This is a genomic window from Actinomyces polynesiensis, assembly GCF_000820725.1.
GTDB lineage: Bacteria > Actinomycetota > Actinomycetes > Actinomycetales > Actinomycetaceae > Pauljensenia > Pauljensenia polynesiensis.
Genome location: NZ_CCXH01000231.1, coordinates 1 through 23,430 on the forward strand (window position 1 = coordinate 1; position 23,430 = coordinate 23,430).

Genomic DNA, 23,430 nt, shown 5'->3' on the forward strand with positions numbered 1-23,430 from the left:
CACCTCGAGGAAGTCGAATCCGCATGACCCGTGACCTGATCCCCGCCGCCCATCCGATCATCGGGGAGGAGGAGGTCGCCGCGGTCTCCGCCGTCCTGCGATCGGGCATGATCGCCCAGGGTGCCCAGGTGGCCGCCTTCGAGGAGGAGTTCGCCCGGTCACTCGTGCCGGGGACACAGGCCGTGGCCGTGAACTCCGGGACCTCCGCCCTCCACCTGGGGCTCCTGGCCGCCGGGATCGGGGCGGGTGACGAGGTGATCGTCCCCTCCTTCACCTTCGCGGCCACCGCCAACTCGGTGGCGGTCACCGGGGCGACCCCCGTCTTCGCCGACATCGAGGACGACTCCTTCTGCCTGTCCCCGGCGGCGGTGGAGGCTGCCGTCACCCCGCGTACCACGGCCGTCATGCCGGTCCACCTCTACGGGCACCCCGCCGACATGGCATCGATCGCCCAGGTGGCGGAACGCCACGGCCTCGCCCTGTTCGAGGACGCCGCCCAGGCCCACGGTGCGGCGCGTGACGGGCACCGGGTGGGCGGCTTCGGGGCGTTCGGCGCCTTCAGCCTGTACCCGACGAAGAACATGACCTCGGGTGAGGGAGGCATGGTCACCACCTCCGACCCCGAGCTCGCCCGCCGCGTGCGTCTGCTGCGCAACCAGGGCATGGAACGACGCTACGCGAACGAACTCGTGGGACTGAACAACCGCATGACCGACATCCACGCCGCCATCGGGCGCGTGCAGCTGGGCAAGGTGTGGGGATGGACCGAGCAGCGACGTCGCAACGCGGCGTTCCTGGACGCCCACCTCGAGGGCGTCGTGGTCCCCCCGGTGGCCCCGGGCGCCGAGCACGTCTACCACCAGTACACGATCCGGGTGCGCGGGGGCGAGCGGGACCGGTTCCAGCAGGCCCTGCGGGAGGAGTGGCAGGTCGGGTCGGGCGTGTACTACCCGATCCCCAACCACCGTCTGCCCTCGCTGGCCCCCTACGCGCCGGGACTCGACCTGCCGGCCACAGAGCGCGCGGCCGGCGAGGTCCTCTCCCTGCCGGTCCACCCGGCGCTCAGCCAGTCCGACCTGGACCGGATCGTCGAGGCCGTCAACGCCTGCGCGAAGGCAGGTGCCTGAGATGGCGGACATCAGGGTGGGCGTCCTGGGCATCGGCTCGATGGGCCGGCACCACGTACGCAACGTCCGGGCCACCGAGGGCCTGGAGCTCGCAGCTGTGGCGGACCCGGGAGGTGACCGTTTCGGTGTGGCCGGGGACCTGGAGGTCCTGGCCGACGTGGAGTCGCTCATTGCCGCGGGCATCGACGCGGCCATCGTCGCGGTGCCGACCGTCTTCCACGAGGAGGCGGCCCTCGCCCTCGCGGAGGCGGGGATCCACACACTGGTCGAGAAGCCCCTGGCGGTCCACGTGGCCGCCGGCCAACGTGTCGCCGACGCCTTCGAACGTGCCGGAGTCGTGGGGGCCGTCGGCTACGTGGAACGTTGCAACCCGGCGCTCCTCGGCATGCGGGCGCGCATCGCGGAGGGGCAGCTCGGCGCGATCCACCAGATCGTCACCCGGAGGCAGTCACCCTTCCCGGCGCGGGTATCGGACGTGGGCGTGGTCAAGGACCTGGCCACGCACGACATCGACCTGACGGCCTGGGTGTCGGGCTCCACCTACGAACAGGTCTACGGCCAGACCGCCTACCGCTCCGGACGCGCGCACGAGGACATGCTCGTCGCCTCCGGGCGCCTGCGGAACGGTGTCCTGGTCAACCACCTGGTCAACTGGCTGACCCCCTACAAGGACCGCACGACCATCGTCACCGGTGAGCACGGTGCCCTGGTGGCGGACACCGCGATGGGGGACCTGACCTTCTTCGAGAACGGCCAGATGCCCGTCCAGTGGGACCAGATCGCCGCATTCCGCGGGGTCTCCGAGGGGACCGTGACCCGCTACGCGTTGGTCAAGCGTGAACCGATCGCCGTCGAACTCGAGCACTTCCGCGACGCGATCCTCGGGGTGGGCTCCGACCAGGTCACCATGACCGAGGGCGTGGCCACCCTCCGCGTGGTCGAAGCCGTCCTCGAGTCCGCCCGCACGGGCGAGGTCGTCAGGCTCTGACCAGGGTTCCGCCCGGGCGCCACCCCCCAGGAATCACCCACGAGCCGCGCGCACGCTCGCATAGACACTGCGCAGTTGGCTGACGGACCTCGCGAGCGAGCGCTCGGAGACCACCCAGGACCGGGCCGCGACGCCCATTGCGGCCAGCTCGTCCGTTGGCATCGAGAGGACCGTCCGCAGGGCCGAACGCAAGCTGGTGGGGTCGTCCTCGTCGGTGGCGAGGCCGGTGGCGCCGGCGACCATCATCTCCGGGGTCCCGCCCACGGCATTGGCGATGACCGGGGTCCCGCAGGCCTGGGACTCCAGGAGGACGAGTCCGGCGGCCTCGGCGCGGCCCGCGACGTGGCGGGTGGGCAGGACGAGGACGTCCGCGGCGCGCATCTCGTCGCGGACGGCGTCCCGGCCCAGGGGGCCGACGCGGGTGACGTGGTCCAGGCGCCGGGCCGCTGATTCGACCTCCGGTGCCAGGGGCCCGGCCCCGACGACGCGCAGACGGTGGGGGAGCGTACCGGCAAGGGCCTCGGAGGCCGCCAGCAGCTCGCGGATGCCCTTGAGGGGGGAGAGCGCGCCGACGAAGAGGACGGTGCGCAGGTCGCCCCCGCCACCCGGGTGCGGGGCGACGTCCGTGGACGAGGGCCCGGGCGTGAAGAAGTCCGTGTCGACGCCCTGGTAGTGGACCTCGAGCTTGCCGGCGGGGACCCCCGAGGCCATGGCGATGTCGGCCAGGTGGTGTGAGACGGCCAGGACCACCCGGGACTGCTCGTCGGCGGCCCGGAGGTTGCGGGCGGTCCAGGCGCGGCCCGCCCGGATGACGATCCCACCGCGAGGAGCGGTCGACGTGGACGGGGAAGCGGTCGACGGCGGCGCTGCCCTTCCCCGCACCGGCACGTAGGCATCGCCCCCGTGCAGCGTGGTCACCAGGGGGATGCCCGTCCGGCGCGAGGCGTGCACGGCGGGCAGGGACCAGGTCGCGGCGTGCTGGTGGACGAGGTCGGGGTCCCACCGGCTGACCTCGCGGGACATCCGGGCCAGGGCGAGCCACTTGAGGTGCTCCCGTCCCCGGCGCGACAGGCCGGGGACGAGGGGCACCGCATCCGTGACGGGCAGGGTCACCGCGGGATCACGGATGTCGGAGACGAGGTCGAAGACGTGCCAGTCGATGTCCGGCATGGCCAGTGCGTGTTGGACGGCGAAGTATGTGGGCGGCACCCACAGGGTCCCCTTGGTGAGTGCGACCCTCATTCCCCGGCTCCCTCGACCACCGGGACTCCAGCGGTTCCACCGGCGCCCCCGTCCCACGCGGAGGACACGGAGCGTGTGAGGAGGACCAGTCCGGCCAGCAGCAGTGCCATGGCTCCCGAGACGGCCCACATGGTCCCCACGATGCCGACGCCCGCACCTCCGAGCCACGCGATCAGCCCCAGCGGTGTCGCGGCGTAGACCACGGCGAAGAGGAGCATGAGGCCCTGACGCTCCGCCACGACGAACACCGTCGAGATCGGCGAGGTCGCCACGTTCAGGTACAGCCACGGCACCAACGCCTGGCCGATGAGTCCGGTCTCGGACCAGTTCGGTCCCAGGAACCACGGGAAGACGAAGGGGGCCAGGAGCGCGAGCAGGGCGAAGGGCACCACACCCGCGAGCAGGGAGGCCCGCACGGACCTGTCCACCAGGTCGCGCATGCCCCCGCGGGGGACCGTGGCGAACTTCTGGAAGAACACCTGGCTGAGTGCCCCGTTGACCAGGGCCACCGGTGCCTGCATGAGCAGCCAGGCCTGGCTGAACTGTCCGAGGAGGCCGGAGGAGTAGGAGATGCCGATGAGCAGGACGATCCCGTTGGTCCTGAAGGCGTCCACCAGCGCGTTCGGCGCATTGAGCAGGGGCATGCGTCGGTAGCGGTACAGGAGCTGCCGTGCACCCGAGGCGCCGTCGGTGGACCCAGCCCACGCGTCGCGTCCCCTGAACAGGAGGGTGACGGCAGCCAGTGCCTGCCCCAGGACCTGGCCGAGCATCTGGCCGCCCACGCCGGCGTACCCGGCCCATCCGGAGAGCACCTTGATGCCCTCGACCGAGGTGGCCTGCTGGACCCGGTTGACGGAGATGACGCGGTAGCTGCGGGTGCGGGTGAACCAGTAGCCCATGACATTGACCAGGACCGTGGCCATCACCACCGCGCCGGACCAGACGAGCCATCCCTCGAGTTCAGGGTGCCCCATCCACCTGGCGATCGTGGGTGCTGCCGCCCAGGTGACCGCGGACGTCAGCGCGGAGACCACGGCGGCCAGGGCGATGACCGCGCGGACCAGTCGACGGGCGTCCGCGTCACGCTCGGGCAGGACGACCGCCATGTCGTAGCGCAGGCCCGCGACCACCGCGATGGTCTGCGGGAGTGTCATGAACGCTGCGAAGAGGCCCCTCTCATCGGGGGTGAAGAGACGCGCGGAGAACCAGGTGAGGACCAGCACGATGACCTGTGCGATCACGGTCCCCGAGAGCAACGTCCCCGCATCCAGGACGACCGGTGAGCGCGCGATGACGGAGCGCATCCTGCGGCCGAGGTCCATCCGCCCATTGTGGCACCCGTCCCGCGCACCGCGGGACCGCGCCCGGCAGTGTGCCGTGTGCCGACCCGGTGGCCAGGTGGGGCACACTGGGGGCGTCCGCACCGCCTCCCGGAGGTTCTCCGTGCCCCAGCGTCCACGCCCGAGTGTCGTCCTGGCGACCCGCATCTTCACGCCGGAGGCGGCGGCCGCCTCCTTCCGCCTCGACGCGCTGTCCCGGGCCCTCCGCGATGCCGGTGCCCGGGTCCGGGTGGTGACCTCGGAGCCGCCGCGGGTGGACACCTCCCGCGATCCGGAGGGGGTGGAGGTCTCGCGCTTCCCGAGCCTTCGGGGCCGTGACGGGTACATCCGCGGGTACCTCCAGTACCTCTCCTTCGACGTCCCGCTCCTCTTCCGCCTGCTCGCCAGGCGCCGGCCGTCGGTCCTCGTGGCGGAGCCACCACCGACCACCGGAGCCGTGGTGCGACTGGTTGCTGGTGCGCTGGGTGTCCCCTACGCCTACTACGCGGCGGACGTCTGGTCGGATGCCGCGCGTTCGGCGGGCATACCCGGCCCCGTCGTCGCGTGCCTGCGGGTGGTGGAGTCCTTCGCGCTGCGCGGGGCGGGCACGGTGATCGCCGTGAACGAGGGCGTCGCGGAACGTGTCCGGGCGCTGGGGGCACGCCACGTCGACGTGGTCCTGAACGGCATCGACACGGAGGTCTTCACCCCACCGGCGCCCGGGACCGTCTCCCCGACGTGCGACGCTGACCCCTCAACGCGCAGCGACGACGCAGGGACGTCAGCGGCAGTCGACGGGCAAGGGACACCCCACGGGGCTGCGGCACCCGGCACGCCACCCGCCGCCATGCCCGGCCACGTCCTCGTCTACGCGGGCACCGCCTCCGAGTGGCAGGGCGCGGGGGTCTTCGTGGACGCCTTCCGGCTGCTGGAGGCGGAGCACCCGGAACTGCACCTGGTCTACGTCGGCCAGGGTTCCGACATCCCCGCCATCCGGGCCCGGGCGGCGGGGGACCCGCGCATCCACTTCGTCGGTCAGGTCCCGCCCGCCGAGGCCGCCACCTGGCAGGCCCGTGCCGAGGCGGCACTCGTGTCCATCGTGCCGGGTCGTGGCTACGACTTCGCGTACCCGACGAAGGTGCTGGCCGCGCTGGCCTGCGGGACGCCCGTGGTCTTCGCAGGGGTGGGACCGGTGGTCGAGGACGTGCGCTCGGCCGACCTCGGGGCCGTCGCCGGGCACTCCGCGCATTCGGTGGCCGCGGCGATCCGGGACGTGCTCTCGCGTCCCCGCGATCCGGGCAGGCTCAGGGCCTGGGTGCAGGAGCACCGCTCGTTGGAGGCGACCGGGCGGGCTGCGGCGCGCGCCGTGCTCGCCCTCGTGCCCGGCGGCGACTGAGAGCGGGCTCCCGGACCGGGCTGCTCAGGCCTGCGACAGGAGCAGCTGCGCGACCCGGTCGGCGGTGTGCCCGTCCCCGTAGGGGGCGGCGTCGGTGTCGGCGGGTCGGGGGCGTGAGGCCGCATCGACGAGGGCGGGACCCGGTTCCACCAGGACGTTCCACCCGAGTTGGACAGTCTCCACCCACTCGGTGGACGGGCGGACGGTGGTCGCCGGGACGCGCAGAAGGAAGGCCTCCTTCTGGAGTCCCCCGGAATCGGTGATGACCCCCCGTGCGCCGAGCACCGAGGCGATGAGCTCGCGGTAGCCCAAGGGCGGGTGCATGAGCAGGTTGCCGTGGGCCGGCTCCAGGCCGTGCTCGCGGCACTTGGCGAGGAGTCTCGGGTGTGCCATGAGGACGACGGGGTGGTCGACCCGGGCGAGTGAGTCCAGCACCGCGGCCAGGCGCTCGCGGTCATCGGTGTTCTCCGCCCGGTGGACGGTCGCCACGGAGTAGGAGCCCTCGGCCAGCCCGAGTTCCCGGGCGACAGGGGAGGGCGTGCCCCCGACCTCGCGGCGGACCCGCAGGAGCACGTCGGTCATGACGTCGCCGACGACCCGGGTGCGGGCGGACAGGCCCTCCTCGGCCAGGTGTGCCGCGGCGACCCCGGTGGGGGCGAGGAGCAGGTCTGCCGCGTGGTCGGTGAGGACGCGGTTGTGCTCCTCGGGCATGCGCCGGTCGAACGAGCGCAGGCCCGCCTCCAGGTGGGCCACCCGCAGGTGGGACTTCACCGCGCAGACCGCGGCGGCCAGCGTCGAGTTCGTGTCCCCGTACACGAGCACCCAGTCGGGGTCCAGGCCGGGTAGGACGTCGTCCAGGGCGGCCATCATCGCGCCCGTCTGGTGACCGTGGGACCCCGACCCGATGCCCAGGTGGACGTCGGGGGAGGGGATGTCCAGTTCCTCGAAGAACACGTCGGAGAGCATCGGGTCGTAGTGCTGTCCCGTGTGGACGATGACGTGGTCGATGCCCGCGCGGGAGAAGGCGTGGGCGATGGGCGCGAGTTTGACGAACTGGGGTCTGGCCCCGACCACCGAGACGACCCTCATCGTCCCTCCGCCGTCCCAGCGGCGGGGGTACCGCCCTCGTCGCCCGGGGTCCCGGCCTCGTCGGACGCGCCCGCACCCAGACCGAGCGGTCCGGAGAGGATCTCCCGGGCGACGCGGGCCTCGTTCGCGAAGCTGAGGGCGGGGGCAGCGGCGTCGGAGGCCGCCTTGAACTCCCGGATCCGCTGCGGGGTGAGCGAGCGGAGGGACTCCACGACCTCCTCGACCCCGTAGCCCCGCGAGACGACCCCGAGCCCGTACCCCTCCACCACGTCGGTCATCTCCACCGTCGGGCCGACGGCGACGGCCAGACGGGCCTGGACGTAGTCGAAGAGCTTGTTGGGCAGCGTCAGTCGCGCGTTCGTGTTGAAGGGGGGGATCCAGAACACCCCGACGTCGTGGGCGTTCAGGGTCGCGGGGAGGTCGGCGGGGGCGACGGGGTCGTGGAACCGGATGCGCGGGGAGTCCCCAGCGCGTTCCCCCAGCTGGCGGAGGTAGCGCCCCCCGTCGGCTGCAGGAACGAGGTAGAGGTCGAGCGTGAAGCCGTCGCCCGCAGCGATCGTCGCATCGATCGTCGTCTCCAGCGCGCGGCCCGGGACAGCCCCCCCGGAGTGGACCAGGCGGATCGGTCCGTCCTCCGCGACCGGGGTGGGGGAGAGGTCCGCCAGGGGGGCGGCATTGCGCATGAGACGGGGACGGATGCCGTAGTGCTGGGCGTAGAGGTCCGCGATGCGGTTCCCCACGGTCGTCGCAGCGGCCGCGCGCGGGAGGTACTCCCGGCAGATGTGGTCGATCCAGGGCGCGACCAGGAGACGCCAGGAGGTGACGTGGGTGCGTTCCTCCGGTGCCCACTCGTGGAGGTCGATCCACACGGGTGCGCCGTGGGCGGCCTCGAGCGCGAGGGGCAGGGAGCGGGCGTCATTGGTGACCACGGCGTCGAAGCGCTGCCCGCCCAGCTGGGCGAGGGCGGCGCGGGTGGCCGGAGCCCCGAGGTCCACGGCCCGGTGCAGGTGCAGCGCGAGTTCGGCGACACCGAGGGGGGTCTGGGGGAGTGACTTGGCGTCCGCGGGAACCTCGAGGTGATGGGCCGAGAAGGGGGTGGCCGGTCCGTACCCCACGGTGGTGACCTCACCGAACTCGGCCACCACGCTGAGCTGGCGCAGGACCCGCGCGTCCCGCTGGAGTGGGGAGAGGGAGATGTCGAGGATCCGGGGGGGACGCGCCATGGGAACCATCGTAGGGGGGTCGGGGCACCTCCCACGCGCACGCAGGTCGAGGACACCCACGGCGACGGTGTGGGTGCGGTCGATCGTGCCCCCATCGGGCAGAATGTCGGGGAGGGAGGCGCGATGGACATGACGGCGTGGTGGGGTGCTCTCCCGCGCCTCCTCGTGATGGTCGCGGTCCTGTTCGTGCCGGGTGCCGCAGGGGTGCACCTCCTGGGAGTGCGTGGGATTCGCGGATGGTCGTTGGGCCCACTGGTCGCCGCGTCCGTTGCCGGCACCGGCGCGGTGGTCTGCGCGATGGCGGGGATCCGCTGGGACGCAGGGGCACTCGCCGTCTCACTGGGCGTCTTCGTCGCGGCCTGCGCCCTGTCCGGCCTGCTCCGACACGGTCGGGACGCGGACCGGACGACCTGGCGGGGGAGCCCTCGCAGGTCACCGACGGTACGTCGGGCCGATGGGACGGCCTCCGGCCGGCGTGGCACAGCGTCCGAGGAGGACTCGCACGCGTCGGGCGGCGTGCTTGCGTCGTGGGGTGACCGCGGTGGGCGTGTCCTCACCCTGGTGCTCCCCCTGGCCTGGCTCGCCACCGTCCTGCCCGTGCTGGCCGTCTCCACCCCGACCTCGCCGATCCAGCAGTACGACCCGGTCTTCCACATGAACGCCCTGTGGCTGGTGCTACGGGACGGGGACGCCTCCTCCTTCGGGGGGCTGACCCGCATGTTCGGCATGGACACGACGCCCGCGACGGTGCCGGCGGGATGGCATGCCCTGGTTGCTCCCTTCGCCTCCGCGACCTCGATCCTCCCGACGGTGAACGTCTTCTCCCTGGTGGTCCCACTGGTCTGGCTCGTGGGGATGGCGGCACTGACGGGTGCGCTGCTGCCGGGGCGCCGGGGTGCCCCCGCCCTCGTGGTGGCACTGGCACCGACGGTGGTGGCCTTCCCGACCTACCTGCTCACCAAGTACCCGGCGTGGCCCAATGCCCTGGCCATGGCCCTCCTGCCCTCACTCATCGCACTGGGTGTCTCGGTCCTGTCCGGGTGGCGTGGGGTGCCGGCCCGCGAGATCCTGTCCCGCTCGGGCGGACAGGTGGTGCTGTCCGTGTTCCTCCTGGTGGGCATCTGTCTCGTGCACCCACTCGCAGGTCTCTCCTTGGTGCTGCTCGGTCTGCCGGCCGTGGTCGTCGTCCTCGCGCGCCGGTGGACACGTCTGGTGCGCCTGCACGGGGGAGGGCTTGTCGTGCGCGAGGCGTCGGGGGGGGCGGCCGTCGTGGTCGCCGTGTGGCTGGGCCTCCAGACGGTGCCGGGACTGGCGGACAAGCTCTCGACGATGACCGGCGCCTACCAGACCGTGCCCAACACCGACTGGTACAACCCCTTGAAGGCGTTCGTGCTGTGGTCCATCGTCGACGGCGATGCCTCCGCCGCGCTCACCGACCTGCAGATGGTGGTGGCGGCGTTCATGGCGGTCCTGACCGTCGCAGGCCTGGTGCGCTGCCTGCGTTTGCGGGCGGGGCAGTACCTCGTCGCCTCCTGGTTCGGCGCCTGGCTGCTGACACTGACCACGCTGATGCGGTCCGGACCCCTGCTGCCCCTGGCGGGTCTGTGGTACATGAGCTCGCCCCGTGCTATGGCCGTGCAGGCCGTCGTCCAACTCCCCGTGATGGCGCAGGGGGCCCGGGCGATCAAGGACCTCGTCCTCCCTCCCAGGCGTCCGGGAGCCTCGGCCACTGCGCGGCACAGGAAGCCCCGGGACCTGCTCATCCCGGTCTCGGTGGTGGTCGCACTGGTCGGTGGTGCGGCGATGGCCCCACTGCGCGACGACCTGACCTGGAGGGTCTACTCCCTCGACTCGCCCTTCGTCTCCGTCATGCTCGACCCCGCGACGGAAGCGCTCGCGGAGCGGGCCTCCGAGGTCCTCCCCGCTGACGCCGTGGTCCTGGGGGACCCGTTCAACGGATCGGCCTACCTGCAGGTCCTGGGCGACCGGGAGGTCGTGTTCCCCCAGTTGTACTTCCGCGAGTCCAACGCGGACGAGGAGTACCTGCGTCTCCACTTCTCCCAGATCGCCACCGATCCACAGGTGTGCACGATCCTGCAGCGGCACGGCATCGACCACGCCTGGATCGACGCGGATCCCTGGCATGCGGGGGCCGACCAGGCGTTGGTCTCACCGGGGCTGTACGGGGTGGACCTCACGCGCGGTTTCGAGGTCCTCGCCACGGCAGGTTCCGTGAGCCTGGTACGCATCACCGCCTGTGGGTGAGAGCCCGGCGGCGGGCGCCCGCGGGTGTACACCCGCCACGGGGCATACTGGTGGGTGCCCGGGACACACCGGGACCTGAACCTGGGGAGCAGCATGCGCATCGCCGTCGTGGCGCTGGGGAAGATCGGACTGCCGCTGGCGGTCCAGTACGCCCGATCGGGGCACGAGGTGGTCGGTGTCGACACGAACGCCACCACGGTCGCCCTCGTCAACGAGGGGCGCGAGCCGTTCCCCGGGGAGGCCCACCTGGGGGAGCACCTCGCCGAGCTGGTGCCCGCCGGTCGGCTGCACGCGACCACCGACTACGCCGAGGCCGTGCCCGGCGCCGATGCCGTGGTCATCGTGGTGCCGCTGTTCGTCGACGCGGAGTCCCGCCCCGACTTCGGGTGGATGGATGCCGCGACGACCTCGCTCGCACGCACCCTCACCCCCGGGACGCTCGTGTCCTACGAGACGACGCTGCCGGTGGGCACCACGCGTGGTCGGTGGAAGCCGATGATCGAGGAGATCTCGGGTCTGCGCGAGGGCCATGACTTCCACCTGGTGTTCTCCCCGGAGAGGGTGCTCACCGGCCGCGTGTTCTCCGACCTGCGGCGCTACCCGAAGCTCGTCGGGGGACTGGATGAGGAGGGGACCCGGGCCGGCATCGACTTCTACCGAAGCGTGCTCCAGTTCGACGAGCGCCCCGACCTGGACCGGCCCAACGGCGTGTGGGACATGGGCTCGGCTGAGGCCGCGGAGATGGCGAAGCTGGCCGAGACCACCTACCGCGACGTGAACATCGGACTGGCGAACCAGTTCGCGGTCTATGCCGACCGGGCAGGCATCGACGTGGAGCGGGTCATCCGGGCCTGCAACTCCCAGCCGTACAGCCACATCCACCAGCCCGGGATCGCGGTGGGTGGGCACTGCATCCCGGTCTACCCGCGCCTGTACCTCTCCACTGACCCCGATGCATCCATCGTCCGCACGGCGCGTGCCTTCAACGCGGGCATGCCCGACTACGTCGTCTCCCGGATGGCGGAGGTCCTCGGTGACCTGTCGGGACTCCGGGTCGTGGTGCTGGGGGCGGCCTACCGCGGTGGGGTCAAGGAGACGGCCTTCTCCGGGGTCTTCGCCACCGTCGGTGCACTGCGGGAGCGGGGAGCCCACGTGCTCGTGCACGACCCGATGTACACGGACGCCGAGCTGCAGGGATTCGCGTGGGAGCCCTACCACCTGGGCGAGCCCGTGGAGGCCGCCGTCGTGCAGGCGGACCACGCGCAGTACAGGACGCTCACGCCCGCCGACCTGCCGGGAGTGCGGCTGCTGTTCGACGGGCGGCGCGTCACCGACCCGGCGCTGTGGACCGGCACGCCGAGGATGGTGATCGGGGCGGGGGAGTGAGTCCCCACCACCGACGTGCACGCCCTTGGTCGGGGGACCGTCCGCGGTCCCGGGCCACCGGGCGCGGCGCATTGGCATAATGGGGGACTGTCGGCCGCTGGTCGACGCTCACCGAGAACGCGGAGGACTCATGAAGGGCATCATCCTTGCCGGTGGTTCGGGCACCCGGCTCAACCCCATCACCCTGGGGACATCGAAGCAGCTGGTCCCGGTCTACGACAAGCCGATGATCTACTACCCGCTGAGCACCCTGATGCTCGCCGGGATCCAGGACGTCCTCATCATCACCACCCCCCACGACGCCGCCGCCTTCCACCGCCTGCTCGGGGACGGGTCCCAGCTGGGCGTCAACATCTCCTACACCGTCCAGCACGAACCGAACGGCCTGGCACAGGCCTTCGTCCTGGGGGCCGACTTCATCGGCGACGATGCCGCGGCCCTGGTGCTCGGGGACAACATCTTCTACGGGCCCGGCATGGGCACGCGCCTGCGTCGCCACGTCGACCCGGAGGGTGGCGCCGTCTTCGCCTACCACGTGGCCAACCCCCGCGAGTACGGTGTCGTCGAGTTCGACGACGACTTCCGCGCACTCTCCATCGAGGAGAAGCCCCTGCAGCCGAAGTCCAACTACGCGGTCCCCGGACTCTACTTCTACGACAACGACGTGGTCCGGATCGCCAGGGACCTCAAGCCCTCCGCCCGGGGCGAGTACGAGATCACGGACGTCAACAGGACCTACCTGGAGGCCGGGCGTCTCGTGGTCGAGGTGCTCCCGCGTGGCACGGCGTGGCTGGACACAGGCACCTTCGACTCCCTGGCCGACGCCACGAGCTTCGTGCGCACCGTCGAGTCGCGACAGGGCACCAAGGTCGGCTGCCCGGAGGAGGTCGCGTGGCGGATGGGGTTCATCGACGACGACGGCCTGCGCGAGCGTGCCGAGCCGCTCGTGAAGTCCGGGTACGGGACCTACCTGCTCGAGCTGTTGGGCGAGGAGTGAGGACCGGGTCGTGAAGGTCCTCCTCGACGCGACGATGATCCCCGCCGACCTCGGCGGGGTGGGCCGCTACGTCGACGACCTCGTCCCCGAGCTGGTCGACGTCGGGGTGGACCTGGTGATGGCCGTCCAGCCCCGCGACGCCGCCCACTTCGCCTCGACGGTTCCGGCTGCCGAGGTCGTGACGGTGGACCGGGCGCTGCGCAACCGCGCCGTGCGGATGGCATGGGAGCAGGTGGGACTGCCAGGACTGGTGGACCGTGTGCGGCCCGACGTGCTGCACTCGCCCCACTACACGTTCCCCGAACGCTGCCACGCGGCGAGGGCGGTCACGCTCCACGACGCGACATTCTTCTCCAACCCGGAGGCACACTCGCTGGTGAAGCGGCAGTTCTTCACCCGTGCGATCTCCCGGGCCGTGCGGAAGGCCGATGCGCTGGTCGTGCCCTCGCTCGCGACGCGCGACGAGACGATCCACTACGTCGGGGGAGAGGTCGGACGGTTCCACGTGGCCTACCACGGGGTGGACCGCGAGGTCTTCCACCCGGTGGACGACGAGGAGCGGGCCCGTGTGGCCGCCTCCCTCGGTCTGGGGGGGAAGCGCTACATCGGTTTCCTGGGGACCCTGGAGCCCCGCAAGAACGTCCCCAACCTGGTGCGCGGCTGGATCGAGGCCTGCGCCGGGCTGGAGGACCCCCCCGCCCTCGTGCTCGCCGGCGGGAAGGGGTGGGACGAGAACATAGACCCGGCTATCGCGGCCGTGCCCGACGGACTCACCCTGGTCCGCCCCGGGTACCTGCCCCTTGCGGACCTCCCGGGATTCCTCTCGGGAAGTGAGGTCCTCGCCTACCCCTCGATCGGGGAGGGCTTCGGTCTGCCCGTGCTGGAGGCCATGAGCTGTGGGGCCGCGGTCCTCACGACGCGGCTGACCGCGCTGCCGGAGGTGGGTGGTGACGCCGTCGAGTACTGCGGGACGGACGCCCACTCAATCGCAAAGGCACTGGTCACGCTGCTCGCGGACCCCGCCAGGAGGGCGGCGCTGGGCAGAGCCGCCGTCGCGCGGGCCGGACTGTTCACGTGGCGTCGGTCGGCGCTCTCCCACGTCGAGGCCTACGAGTACGCGCTGGCACACCGGCGCGGCGCCTCGTGAGCGGTGCGCTCACCACTGCACCGCGACCCGCCCCCACGGGCCGACAGCAGCCGGGAGGACCACGTGCACACGGGTGAGGTCGTGCCACCGCCCTATGGTGGTGCCATGGACATCCGGGCGGCACTCGTCGTCGAACAGCTGTGGCAACCGGTCCCCGGGGGGTCCGGACGCTACATCGTGGAACTCGCGCGGGAGCTGCCGCGCGTGGGCGTGCACCCCGTCGGCATCGCAGCACGCAGGGGCGGCGGGTCCCCGGACGACCGGGCGGTCGGTCTGGACATGCCGGTCGTGCACTCCCGCCTCCCCCGGCGTGCGCTCTACGCCACCTGGGACCGTCTGCACTGGCCGAGCGTCGACCCACTGGCACCGCGGGCGCAGGTGGTCCACGCGACGACCTGGGCCATCCCCCCGACCAACCGTCCCCTCGTGGTCACCGTGCACGACACGGCGTTCCTGCGGGACCCCGGACACTTCACCCCGCACGGGGTCGACTACTTCACGCGCGCACTGGAGACCACCCGCCGACGGGCGGACCTGGTCATCGTTCCCTCGCGGGCCACGGCGCAGGACTGCGAGTCGGCGGGGATCGACTCCGAACGGATCCGCGTCATCCCCCACGGGGTGAGAACCGCTCCCGTCACTGCCGGGGCCGTGGAGACCTTCCGGGAGGCGCGTGGCCTGCCGCGACCGTACATCCTGTGGGTCGGCACCCGGGAGCCCCGGAAGAACCTCCCCACGCTCCTGGAGGCGTACCGGGAGGTCAGCCGGCACTCCGACCTCGACCTGGTCCTCGTCGGACCCGAGGGTTGGGGGGACGACACCGCAGAGCGGGCACTGCTCGCCACGCTCCCGGCCGGACGGGTCCACGTGCTGGGGCGGCTGGAGGACCAAGATCTCGATGCGGCATACGCAGGGGCACGCGTCTTCTGCTTCCCCTCCTCCTGGGAGGGTTTCGGTCTGCCGGTGCTGGAGGCGATGGCCCGCGGCGTCCCCGTGGTGACCTCCAGGGGGACCTCCATGGAGGAGGTCACCGGTCCCGGTGCCGTCCTCATCGATCCGGCGTCGGTGACGGAGGTGGCCGCCGGGATCCTGGAGGCGGGCGGTGCCCGGCACGACGAGCTGGCCGCGGCGGGTCCGGTACGCGCACAGGAGTTCACGTGGGCGAGGTGCGCGAGGGCGCACGCCCGGGCCTACGGGGAGCTGGTCCCGTGAGGGCCCGCGTCGTCATCGTCAACTGGAGGCGACCCGACCTCACCCTGAGGGCAGCGCGTTCGGTCTCCCCGCAACTGCGCGAGGGGGACAGGATCGTGCTGGTGGACAACGGTTCGGGGGACGGGTCTGCCGCGACGCTGCGTGATGCCGGCTTCGAGGTGGTCGCCTTGCCGGACAACCGGGGCTTCGGCGCGGGGGTGAACGCCGGGGCGGCCGGCATGACCGAGGACGCCCTCGTCCTGCTGAACAATGACGCCGTGGCCGAGGACGCCTTCCTCGAGTCGCTGCTCGCACCCCTCGGGGCGCCCGACGGGACGCGTGTCGGCGCGACGACCGCGCGCATCCTGCTCTCCGGTGGCTGGGTCAGGGCCGTGCCCGCCGACGGGGACGCGCTGGTGGGTCGTGACGGCAGCAGGTGGAGGCGTGTGGACGAGGGCGGCACCACCCTCGTCAACTCCACCGGGAACGTGGTCGACCGCAGCGGGAACGGGTACGACCGGGACTGGCTCGCGCCCGCCGACTCGGCGGATGCCCCGTCGGAGGTGTTCGGCCTCTGCGGTGGTGCCTGCGCGATCCGGCGCACGGCCTGGGAGCAGGTCGGTCCCTTCCGTGAGGACCTCTTCATGTACTACGAGGACACGGACCTCTCCTGGCGGCTGCGGGAGGCGGGGTGGGACATCCGCTACGTGGCGGGGGCCCGGACCCGGCACGACCATGCGGCCTCGTCGGGCACCACGTCGCCGATGTTCATCACGATGAACGCGCGCAACAGGATCGTCGTCGCGGCACTCCACGGGCCCTTCCCGATGGTGGTCCGGGCGATCCTCCGCACGGCGGTCCGGACGGTCCACGGACCCGACAGGGATTGGGTGTCCCGCGGACTCGTCGAGGCCGTGGGGCGTCTGCCCGGGGCCTGCCGGGAGCGGCGCCTGCGACGTGGTGGTCGTCGCGGTCACCGGGCCTGATCTCTGACGCAGCAGTCCAGGGCGACGACAGGCTCGCGACTCAGCGCTGCCGACCGAGCTTCCGCCTGATCCGGCCCCTGGCCCGGCGGTAGACCTCCGAGGGCCCGCCCGCCTGCATGTACTCCCTGACGAGTCTGAGGTCCCCACGGATGCTCGGGGGAGTGGGCGGATAGGCGTGTGCACGGATGCCGGTCCCCGTGGACGGAGGACCGGCCAGGACCAGGTCACGTGCCCGGTGCGGAGTGGCCGCGAACTCCAGGAGCGGCTGGAGGACCTTGGCCCACCTGAACCTCTCGGCGTAGCGGGCGACATTGGCGCGTGCCCGGGCAGCGGCCTCCTCGTCGTAGAGCATCTCCTCCAGCGCTCCCGCGAGTGCGTCGACGTCCTGGGGTGGCACGCCCCGGCCGATCCCCTCCGCGTCCAGCACGTTGCCGAAGGAGTCCCCTGTCGTCGCCACGATGGGCAGGTCCGTCCAGAGGTAGTCGAGGATCCGGGTGCGGAAGGAGAACTCCGTCTCGACGTGCTCGAAGTGCGTCGACACACCCACGTCGGCGTCCATGAGGACGTCGGCCCTCTGGGCGTAGGGCACCCATCCGGAGTTGAAGAACACATGGGTCCCGGTGAGTCCGAGCTCCTGGGACAGCTGCTTCGTCTCCCAGGCAATGCGCATGTCGGGCACCCCGGGATTCGGGTGCTTCATGCCCATGAAGTACAGGCGCACGTCCGGGTGTGTCTGCGAGAGCTTCGCGATGGCGCGGACCAGGGTCAGGGGATCGAACCAGTTGTAGACGCCACCACCCCAGATGACGACCTTGTCGTCCGGCCCGATGCCGGGGACGGTCCCGCGGATGCCGTGCCTGTGCTGGACCGGCTCGTCGTCCTGGACCCCGAAGGGGACGATGGCGACCAAGGAGTCCAGTCCCTCGCCCGAACCGACCGTCAGGGGGTTGATGCGGCCCAGGCCTGCCAGCTGGCCCAGCCAGAAGTCGCGTTGCTTCTCCGAGGCGCAGAGGAAGAAGTCCGCGCGCGCCAGCTGGCGGTTGAGGACCTCCGTCACCGAGGAGATCGCCTCCCGGCGTCCCTCGGGTCCGAGGTCCTTCGCCTGTTCGAGCTGTTCGAGGTGCATCGGGTCGTAGATGTCGGCGACGAGGATCTTGTCCGAGTCGACCAGCCAGGGCGCCCCTTCCAGGAGGAACCCCTGGAAGACGATGACGTCCGCCCAGTCGGTGTGCGCCCGCAGGTCGTCGCCCTGGGCGTGGACCAGCTCGAACCTGTCGTCGGAGACGCCGGAGACTCCCTCGGTGGAGAGGAGGCGGACGGGGTGGTCGGCGGACAGTGCCGCAGCCATCTCCCAGGCACGGATGGCGGGGCCCGCGAGCTTGGGGGAGATCGGCTCGCCGGTGACCACGAGCACGCGGGTCTGGGAGACGAACCACTCCTCGATGCCCCAGGCCTTCACGAGGTCGCGGTGCCCCGCCAGGTAGTGCTCGACGGGGTAGGCGGGTTCGATGGCGTGCCTGAAGAGGGGGAAGAGTTCCTTGTCGGACCGTTTCCGTGCGGTCTGCAGCCGGGAGCGTGTCTGTGCCAGGCTCGGCAGCTGCTCGACGAGGTAGTCGACTGCGTGGACACCGGTCAGCCCCATCTTCGGGAGCGTGATGGAGGACGATGCCGAACCGTCGAGCTCGTCCGCGGAGGTGTCGACGTCCGCGCGGGCCGTGCCCCGGCGGATGGCCAGTGAGATCGCCGCTGGCAGCGCGCGGGCCAGGGTCTCGTCGTCGTAGTTCTTGAACATCGAGAGCAGGGCATTGCGCTCCAGGAGGTAGGACTCCCGGTAGTTCCCGAACTTCTTCATCGTCACGTGGTGACGGTGGTAGGCGATCGAGCCTGGGACGTAGCGCACGCGCCATCCCAGGAGGTTGAGCCTCCACCCCAGGTCCACGTCCTCGTAGAACATGAAGAAGCGTTCGTCGAAGCCGCCGACCTCGCGGAAGAGACCCGCGGGCATGAACATGGCAGCACCCGTGCCGAAGAGGACGTCCTTCTCCTGCTCGTAGGAGCCGTCGTCGATCCATTCGGCCTCCCTCTTGTAGCCCATGCCGAACCACGTGAGGGAACCGTCGACGTAGTCGACGAACTTGCCGTCCCAGTCGAGGACCTTCGAGGCGACGGCGCCGATGCCCGGGTCGGCACGCATGGCCGCGACGGCTGCCGAGACCCACTCCCGGTCCGGACGCGCATCGTTGTTGATGAAGCCGACGAACTCACCCGTGGCCTGGTCGACGCCGAAGTTGCAGCCCCCGGCGAACCCGAGGTTGGAGCCCGACGGGATGACGCGTGCCTCAGGTACTGCCTCGCTGATCAGTTCCAGGGAGCCGTCACCCGAGTCGTTCTCGACCACGATGAGCTCGAGGGCGTCCTGGGGCCAGTTGGTCTCCTGGAGATGGCGCAGACATGCGATGGTGTCCTCTGCGCCCCTGTAATTCACGAGGATGACGGACACGACGCCCGGTCGGACGGTGTGCGGGCCGGGCGTGAGGTGTGCGCTCTCGGGGAGTGTGTGCTCATCCATGTCAGGCCTCGGCTTCCGCTTCGTGTGCTTCCTGTCTCTGACGCCTCAGACGCCCGGCAGCCTTCTCGGCGACGTTCCTGATCCCGCCCTCCTTGAGGTAGCGCAGTGCCAGGACCAGGTCGTTCGGCCTGGGGGGCGCGGAGCGGTCTCGTCCTCGGCCACGTCGGCTGCCCTGACGGGGTGGAGGCAGAACGAGGTGAGGAGGTCCCCGTCGGGGTCCACGGTGACCAGGGAACCCAGTGACGGATCATCGTCGTAGACTGCCGCGTTGACCCTCTCGGTCCCTGCCAGGGCACCCAGGAGGATGTCACGCTGCACCGGGTCGGCTGCGAGGACGAGGTCGGCGCGCCGCATCAGCTCGTCCAGCGCTTGGGCCCGGTACTTGGTGCGCGGCCCGGTCATCAGCCACGCGGCGACGTCGATGCCCGACAGGTCGGCGACGAGCGGGACCGCCGAGAACCAGGCGCCGGGTGCGTCGTCGAGGGTGGTGGCCACCAACACGATGACGTCCGCCCAAGAGGTCTGCTGCTGGATCCATCCGGGCACGACCTCACCGTCCTCGGTCGTCACCTCCGAGGGAACGGCCGTGATCCTGACACGGGCACGGTCAGCGAGCCTGTCGGCGGCCTCCGTGCATCGCCTGTGGTCCGGTCCCGACTCCGGGGCGACGAGCAGCACGTGCATCGGCTCGTCGAGGACCCGGTCCAGGTCGAGCAGGTCGACCATGCTCCCCAGTGCCGCCGGGTCCGCACCGGTCGCGGACAGGAGGTCGGGGAGGGACTGGCGGATCAGGGGCAGCAGTGCGCGGTCGGGGACACGACGGATGTCCTGGACGTAGCGGCGGACGCCCGTGGTGTCGGCCAGGTCGTCCAGTGCGCCGTCGACGGCGTAGGCCCCGGTGAGCCCAGCAGTCGGGACGTCGATGGTGCCGATGTCGTCGCCGCCCGGCGACCGTTGGAGGTCGAGTGCCGTCGTGTCGGTCGAGGAGGTGGCGAGCGGGAGCGAGACCGCTAGCAACTGCGCGAGGGTGAGCAACTGGCCCCTCAACGGCATGCCCAGATTGGTGTCCAGCATCGTCAGGAGGCCCTTGATCCGAGTGACGCGAGTCGCGTCGTCGTCTGTCTCCCAGCCGGTCGGCGCGGGTCCGTCCTCCGCGACGACGTCACAGCCCAACAATGACAGACGCCACTGGGCGTCGAGGAGGGCCGTCATCGGATCCTGGAACCGGTGGACCCCCCCGATGTCGGTGAGGAGTTCGGTCCCCAGGCGCTCGACATCGTTCGTCCGCAGGAGAACGGTCTCGGTCGGGACGGCGAGGACCGTGCGGCCGTCGCCCCCGGGTGTGTACGCGATCGCCCTGACGGAACCGTGCTCGATCCGCGCGGCGTCGCGGTGGAGTCTCTCGGTCGGGATCCTCGGCGGTCGACCGAGTGCGGTGAGTGCAGAGACTCCTCGTCCGAGGTGCTTGACCGCGGTGTACTCCGTGGAGGCCATGGGGGTCCTTCCGTTCTGGGGCACGCCTATCGTAGCGTCGAGGAGATCGCCGCCCCTTCGCAGGACGTGTCGTCGGTTCGACTGTGGGTGCCATCCCCCGCTGTAGAGTGTCCACGACCGTGACGCTCCGGATGCGTCGCTGAGGGCAGGGAGGACCGAGAGTGACGCCAGCCGAGGAACGGGAGCTGCGCCTCGCCCAGGAGCCGATGCGGCCTGCCACCCCACCTGCTCATTTCTTCAGGGGTACCCGGGCGTCACTCATCCAGATCTGGGAGCGCCGGGACCTGCTGAACAGGCTCGTGAAGCGGGAGATCCGGGCGCGGTACAAGGACTCGGTGCTCGGGATCGTGTGGAGCCTCGTGCGTCCACTCGTGAGCCTGTTGATCTACTACCTCGTGATCGGCAAGGTCCTGGGAGCGGAACGGGGCATCACGGACTTCGCCATCTACGTGTTCACCGGTCTGACGGTGTGGCAACTGGTCTCGGAGTGCCTGGCCTCGACGACGGGATCAGTCGTCGGCAACTCCGGGATCATCAAGAAGATCCAGCTGCCCCGTGAGATCTTCCCGTTGGCGGCCATCGGGGCATCCCTCTTCAACTTCCTCATGCAGTTCGTCATCCTCATCATCGCGGCGATCGTCGCGGCTGTGGGGAACGGGCACCAGCTCTTCACCCTCCGACTTCTGTACCTGCCGGTCTCCTTGGCCGTCATCATCGTGTGGTCCACTGCCCTGGGTCTCGTGCTCTCGGCGGCGAACGTCTACCTGCGTGACATCCAGTACCTGGTGGAGGTGGCACTGCTGGTGGGCATGTGGGCGTCCCCGATCGTCTACTCCTGGGAGATGGTGGCAGGCCATGTCGGTCACCTCGTCCAGGAGCTGTACCTGTGCAACCCGGTCACGCTGGCGGTCCTGGGCTTCCAGCAGGCGATATGGACGGCGGGTTTCGGGGAGCCGATGCCCACGCACTTCGTGATGCGGCTGTTCATGGCACTGGTCGTGGGTTGCATCGCCCTCGGAGTCGGCCAGAGGATCTTCGCCGTGATGCAGCGTGACTTCGCCCAGGAGCTCTGATGACCACAGTCGTCGATGTGCAGGCCGTGTCGAAGCGGTTCGTGGTCCACAAGGACAAGTCCCTCAAGGAACGTGTCGTCAATGCACGCACCTCCCGTGAGCACCGCGAGGACTTCTGGGCCCTGCGTGACGTCAACCTCGAGATCCGGGCGGGGGAGACGATCGGCCTGGTCGGGGCCAATGGATCCGGGAAGTCGACCCTCCTCAAGATCATCGGCGGCATTCTGACCCCCAATGACGGCACGGTCATGCTCAGGGGAAGGATCGCCGCGTTGCTCGAGCTCGGCGCGGGGTTCCACCCCGACCTCACCGGTCGTGAGAACGTCTACCTCAACGCCGCGATCCTCGGGCTCAGCGAGCAGGAGACCGAGCGTCACTTCGCCGAGATCGTCGAGTTCTCGGGGATCGGTGAGTTCATCGACACCCAGGTCAAGTTCTACTCCTCGGGGATGTACGTCCGTCTTGCGTTCGCGGTCGCGGTCCATGTCGACCCGGACATCCTTCTGGTGGACGAGGTGTTGGCGGTCGGCGACGAGCCGTTCCAGCACAAGTGCATGGAGAAGATCCGGGAGTTCCAGGAACAGGGACGCACGATCATCCTGGTGTCCCACTCCGCAGCCCAGGTCCAGGAGGTCTGCGACCGAGCCGTGATGCTGGAGCACGGGCGTGTCGTGGTCGACGGGTCCACCGAAGAGGTACTGGGACGACTTCGGCACGACTACGAGGTCAGGATCGAGGCCGATGACGCCGCGGAGGCGGAGCGCAGGGGCGAGGCACCGCGTGTCGTGCCGGCCGACCAGAAGATCACCTCGGTGGACCTGATCGGCCCGGTGCGCGATCCCGAGGTCGCCTGGGGCCCGGTCATCGCTCCGGGAAGTTCCCTGGTGGTGCGGGGTGAGATCTCGGCCCGCCCAGCCCTGATCGGCTGGGGGATCTCCCTGACGGTCTCGACGGTGTTGGGCAGTGCCGTCCTGGGGACCGACACGTCGATGCTGCGCGCCCAGTTGCCGGTCGTCAACGGCAAGGGGACCTTCGAGATCACCCTGCCCGAGTTGGCACTCGGCGCAGGGGACTACACGGTGAGCGTGTCGCTGCTCGATGGGAATCTCGAGGAGATCCACCGCGTGCGCGATGCGGGACGGTTCTCGGTGCGCACGGCAGGTCACAGCGTGGGCGCCGTCTATGTCGAACCGAGCATCGAGGTCACCGGGCACTGAGAGCAGTGCCGTAGGGATCCGTCAGTGCGTCGACCCGAACCAGTCCCTGAACAACCTCCAGAAGTTCCTGTTCCCGTAGGTCGAGCAGGAGTCCCCGGTGCCGTAGAGGTTCGCGAGGGCCGCAGCGTTCGGCTGGTAGGGCGTGTAGTTGTAGAGCGCAGCCGTCGCACGATTGGCGATCGTGACGTTCGCGCCGCCGCAGGATGCCACCGTGCTGTAGGGGATCCTGACGGTCTGGCCGGCCCTGTACGTGAAGGACTGCGGTTGTTCACCGTACTGCACCAGCCGCGAGGCAGCGCCGTAGACCTGCGGCGCGAAGCCCGCGTGCGCAGGGTCGCAGGCGGATGAGTCAGGGCACTGGAGTCCCATGGCCTTCTCGTACTTCGCGGCCGTCAGGGCCGATCCGGTGGCAGTGACGAGACCCTGCTCCTTCTGGAGCATGGTGATGAGTACCCGGGGGTTGATCCCGCATGCGGTGGAGGCCTTCGAGATGACCTGCGCCGCGGTCTCGTTCGTGGCGGCCGCGTATGTGGAGCAGTAGGGGTAGGTCATCGTCCTGCTGGTGGTCCTGTAGTCCTTGAGGCAGGCCGTGCCGTCGGTCCCCTTGGTGCAGGTGCTCGCCGCACTGTTGAGGAAGGTCTGGACCTGGCTGACGGTCATGGTGGACGGTGCGAACATCACTGCGTCGGAGATGATGTCACCCGCCACGAACCCTGCGACC

At 70.5% G+C, this 23,430-nt stretch carries 18 protein-coding genes; 11 read left to right on the forward strand and 7 right to left on the reverse strand.

The window, feature by feature from the left end:
• Positions 1-23 precede the first annotated feature (23 nt).
• Positions 24-1,127 (forward strand): DegT/DnrJ/EryC1/StrS family aminotransferase, encoded by a 1,104-nt coding sequence (locus tag TA90_RS09835; RefSeq protein ID WP_043536061.1) that lies wholly within the window; start codon positions 24-26, stop codon positions 1,125-1,127.
• 1 nt (position 1,128) lies between these two features.
• Complete coding sequence (locus TA90_RS09840; protein WP_043536062.1) at positions 1,129-2,115, forward strand: Gfo/Idh/MocA family protein; 987 nt, start codon at positions 1,129-1,131, stop codon at positions 2,113-2,115.
• Between the two features lie 33 nt (positions 2,116-2,148).
• On the opposite strand, the gene TA90_RS09845 is transcribed toward TA90_RS09840, so the two are convergent.
• Positions 2,149-3,357 carry a glycosyltransferase gene (locus TA90_RS09845; RefSeq protein WP_043536064.1) on the reverse strand — a complete coding sequence of 403 codons (1,209 nt, stop codon included), beginning with the start codon at positions 3,355-3,357 and terminating at the stop codon, positions 2,149-2,151.
• Complete coding sequence (locus tag TA90_RS09850) at positions 3,354-4,679, reverse strand: lipopolysaccharide biosynthesis protein (RefSeq protein WP_052450741.1); 1,326 nt, start codon at positions 4,677-4,679, stop codon at positions 3,354-3,356. Before TA90_RS09850 ends, TA90_RS09845 begins: the two co-directional genes overlap by 4 nt.
• A 121-nt stretch (positions 4,680-4,800) precedes the next feature.
• Between TA90_RS09850 and TA90_RS09855 the strand changes: the two genes are divergently transcribed.
• Positions 4,801-6,072 (forward strand): glycosyltransferase family 4 protein, encoded by a 1,272-nt coding sequence (locus TA90_RS09855; protein ID WP_043536078.1) that lies wholly within the window; start codon positions 4,801-4,803, stop codon positions 6,070-6,072.
• Between the two features lie 24 nt (positions 6,073-6,096).
• Here the strand turns inward: TA90_RS09855 and wecB are convergent, their stop codons facing one another.
• Positions 6,097-7,161, reverse strand: coding sequence for a non-hydrolyzing UDP-N-acetylglucosamine 2-epimerase (wecB, locus tag TA90_RS09860; RefSeq protein WP_043536066.1), 1,065 nt, complete (start codon positions 7,159-7,161; stop codon positions 6,097-6,099).
• Positions 7,158-8,384, reverse strand: coding sequence for a glycosyltransferase (locus TA90_RS09865; protein ID WP_231550719.1), 1,227 nt, complete (start codon positions 8,382-8,384; stop codon positions 7,158-7,160). Before TA90_RS09865 ends, wecB begins: the two co-directional genes overlap by 4 nt.
• A 123-nt stretch (positions 8,385-8,507) precedes the next feature.
• On the opposite strand from TA90_RS09865, the gene TA90_RS09870 reads away from it, so the two are divergent.
• From TA90_RS09870 to TA90_RS09895, 6 genes are all read left to right on the forward strand, one after another.
• Complete coding sequence (locus tag TA90_RS09870) at positions 8,508-10,649, forward strand: DUF6541 family protein (protein WP_147513453.1); 2,142 nt, start codon at positions 8,508-8,510, stop codon at positions 10,647-10,649.
• Positions 10,650-10,742: 93 nt separating this feature from the next.
• On the forward strand, positions 10,743-12,035 hold the full coding sequence (locus tag TA90_RS09875; protein ID WP_043536080.1) for a nucleotide sugar dehydrogenase: 1,293 nt from the start codon (positions 10,743-10,745) through the stop codon (positions 12,033-12,035).
• A gap of 130 nt (positions 12,036-12,165) precedes the next feature.
• A complete protein-coding gene (gene rfbA, locus TA90_RS09880) occupies positions 12,166-13,032 on the forward strand; it encodes a glucose-1-phosphate thymidylyltransferase RfbA (protein ID WP_043536069.1) in 867 nt (288 codons plus the stop codon).
• 10 nt (positions 13,033-13,042) lie between these two features.
• On the forward strand, positions 13,043-14,179 hold the full coding sequence (locus tag TA90_RS09885) for a glycosyltransferase family 4 protein (protein ID WP_043536071.1): 1,137 nt from the start codon (positions 13,043-13,045) through the stop codon (positions 14,177-14,179).
• 105 nt (positions 14,180-14,284) lie between these two features.
• The gene (locus TA90_RS09890) at positions 14,285-15,391 is read left to right on the forward strand and encodes a glycosyltransferase family 4 protein (RefSeq protein WP_043536082.1); all 1,107 of its coding nucleotides are present in this window, start codon (positions 14,285-14,287) and stop codon (positions 15,389-15,391) included.
• The gene (locus TA90_RS09895; protein ID WP_043536084.1) at positions 15,388-16,356 is read left to right on the forward strand and encodes a glycosyltransferase family 2 protein; all 969 of its coding nucleotides are present in this window, start codon (positions 15,388-15,390) and stop codon (positions 16,354-16,356) included. The genes TA90_RS09890 and TA90_RS09895 overlap by 4 nt, the downstream gene beginning before the upstream one ends.
• 40 nt (positions 16,357-16,396) lie before the next feature.
• Here TA90_RS09895 and TA90_RS09900 read toward each other — a convergent pair whose 3' ends face one another.
• Positions 16,397-18,925 (reverse strand): glycosyltransferase, encoded by a 2,529-nt coding sequence (locus TA90_RS09900; protein ID WP_052450743.1) that lies wholly within the window; start codon positions 18,923-18,925, stop codon positions 16,397-16,399.
• Positions 18,926-18,970: 45 nt separating this feature from the next.
• The gene (locus tag TA90_RS09905; RefSeq protein ID WP_043536072.1) at positions 18,971-20,419 is read right to left on the reverse strand and encodes a hypothetical protein; all 1,449 of its coding nucleotides are present in this window, start codon (positions 20,417-20,419) and stop codon (positions 18,971-18,973) included.
• Positions 20,420-20,580: 161 nt separating this feature from the next.
• On the opposite strand from TA90_RS09905, the gene TA90_RS09910 reads away from it, so the two are divergent.
• Both TA90_RS09910 and TA90_RS09915 read left to right on the forward strand, forming a co-directional pair.
• Complete coding sequence (locus tag TA90_RS09910; RefSeq protein WP_043536074.1) at positions 20,581-21,492, forward strand: ABC transporter permease; 912 nt, start codon at positions 20,581-20,583, stop codon at positions 21,490-21,492.
• Positions 21,492-22,709 carry an ABC transporter ATP-binding protein gene (locus TA90_RS09915; protein ID WP_043536076.1) on the forward strand — a complete coding sequence of 406 codons (1,218 nt, stop codon included), beginning with the start codon at positions 21,492-21,494 and terminating at the stop codon, positions 22,707-22,709. The genes TA90_RS09910 and TA90_RS09915 overlap by 1 nt, the downstream gene beginning before the upstream one ends.
• A 21-nt stretch (positions 22,710-22,730) precedes the next feature.
• On the opposite strand, the gene TA90_RS09920 is transcribed toward TA90_RS09915, so the two are convergent.
• Positions 22,731-23,430: hypothetical protein (locus tag TA90_RS09920; protein WP_043536086.1), on the reverse strand; the 700-nt coding region annotated here is incomplete at its 5' end.

Excerpts from the sequence above, each read along its gene's own strand:
- TA90_RS09915 (WP_043536076.1), top strand. The coding sequence starts at position 21,492 with ATGACCACAGTCGTCGATGTGCAGGCCGTGTCGAAGCGGTTCGTGGTC.
- TA90_RS09870 (WP_147513453.1), top strand. The coding sequence starts at position 8,508 with ATGGACATGACGGCGTGGTGGGGTGCTCTCCCGCGCCTCCTCGTGATG.
- rfbA (WP_043536069.1), top strand. The coding sequence starts at position 12,166 with ATGAAGGGCATCATCCTTGCCGGTGGTTCGGGCACCCGGCTCAACCCC.
- TA90_RS09850 (WP_052450741.1), bottom strand. The coding sequence starts at position 4,679 with ATGGACCTCGGCCGCAGGATGCGCTCCGTCATCGCGCGCTCACCGGTC.
- wecB (WP_043536066.1), bottom strand. The coding sequence starts at position 7,161 with ATGAGGGTCGTCTCGGTGGTCGGGGCCAGACCCCAGTTCGTCAAACTC.
- TA90_RS09905 (WP_043536072.1), bottom strand. The coding sequence starts at position 20,419 with ATGGCCTCCACGGAGTACACCGCGGTCAAGCACCTCGGACGAGGAGTC.
- TA90_RS09835 (WP_043536061.1), top strand. The coding sequence starts at position 24 with ATGACCCGTGACCTGATCCCCGCCGCCCATCCGATCATCGGGGAGGAG.
- TA90_RS09890 (WP_043536082.1), top strand. The coding sequence starts at position 14,285 with ATGGACATCCGGGCGGCACTCGTCGTCGAACAGCTGTGGCAACCGGTC.
- TA90_RS09875 (WP_043536080.1), top strand. The coding sequence starts at position 10,743 with ATGCGCATCGCCGTCGTGGCGCTGGGGAAGATCGGACTGCCGCTGGCG.
- TA90_RS09900 (WP_052450743.1), bottom strand. The coding sequence starts at position 18,925 with ATGGATGAGCACACACTCCCCGAGAGCGCACACCTCACGCCCGGCCCG.
- TA90_RS09840 (WP_043536062.1), top strand. The coding sequence starts at position 1,129 with ATGGCGGACATCAGGGTGGGCGTCCTGGGCATCGGCTCGATGGGCCGG.
- TA90_RS09845 (WP_043536064.1), bottom strand. The coding sequence starts at position 3,357 with ATGAGGGTCGCACTCACCAAGGGGACCCTGTGGGTGCCGCCCACATAC.
- TA90_RS09865 (WP_231550719.1), bottom strand. The coding sequence starts at position 8,384 with ATGGCGCGTCCCCCCCGGATCCTCGACATCTCCCTCTCCCCACTCCAG.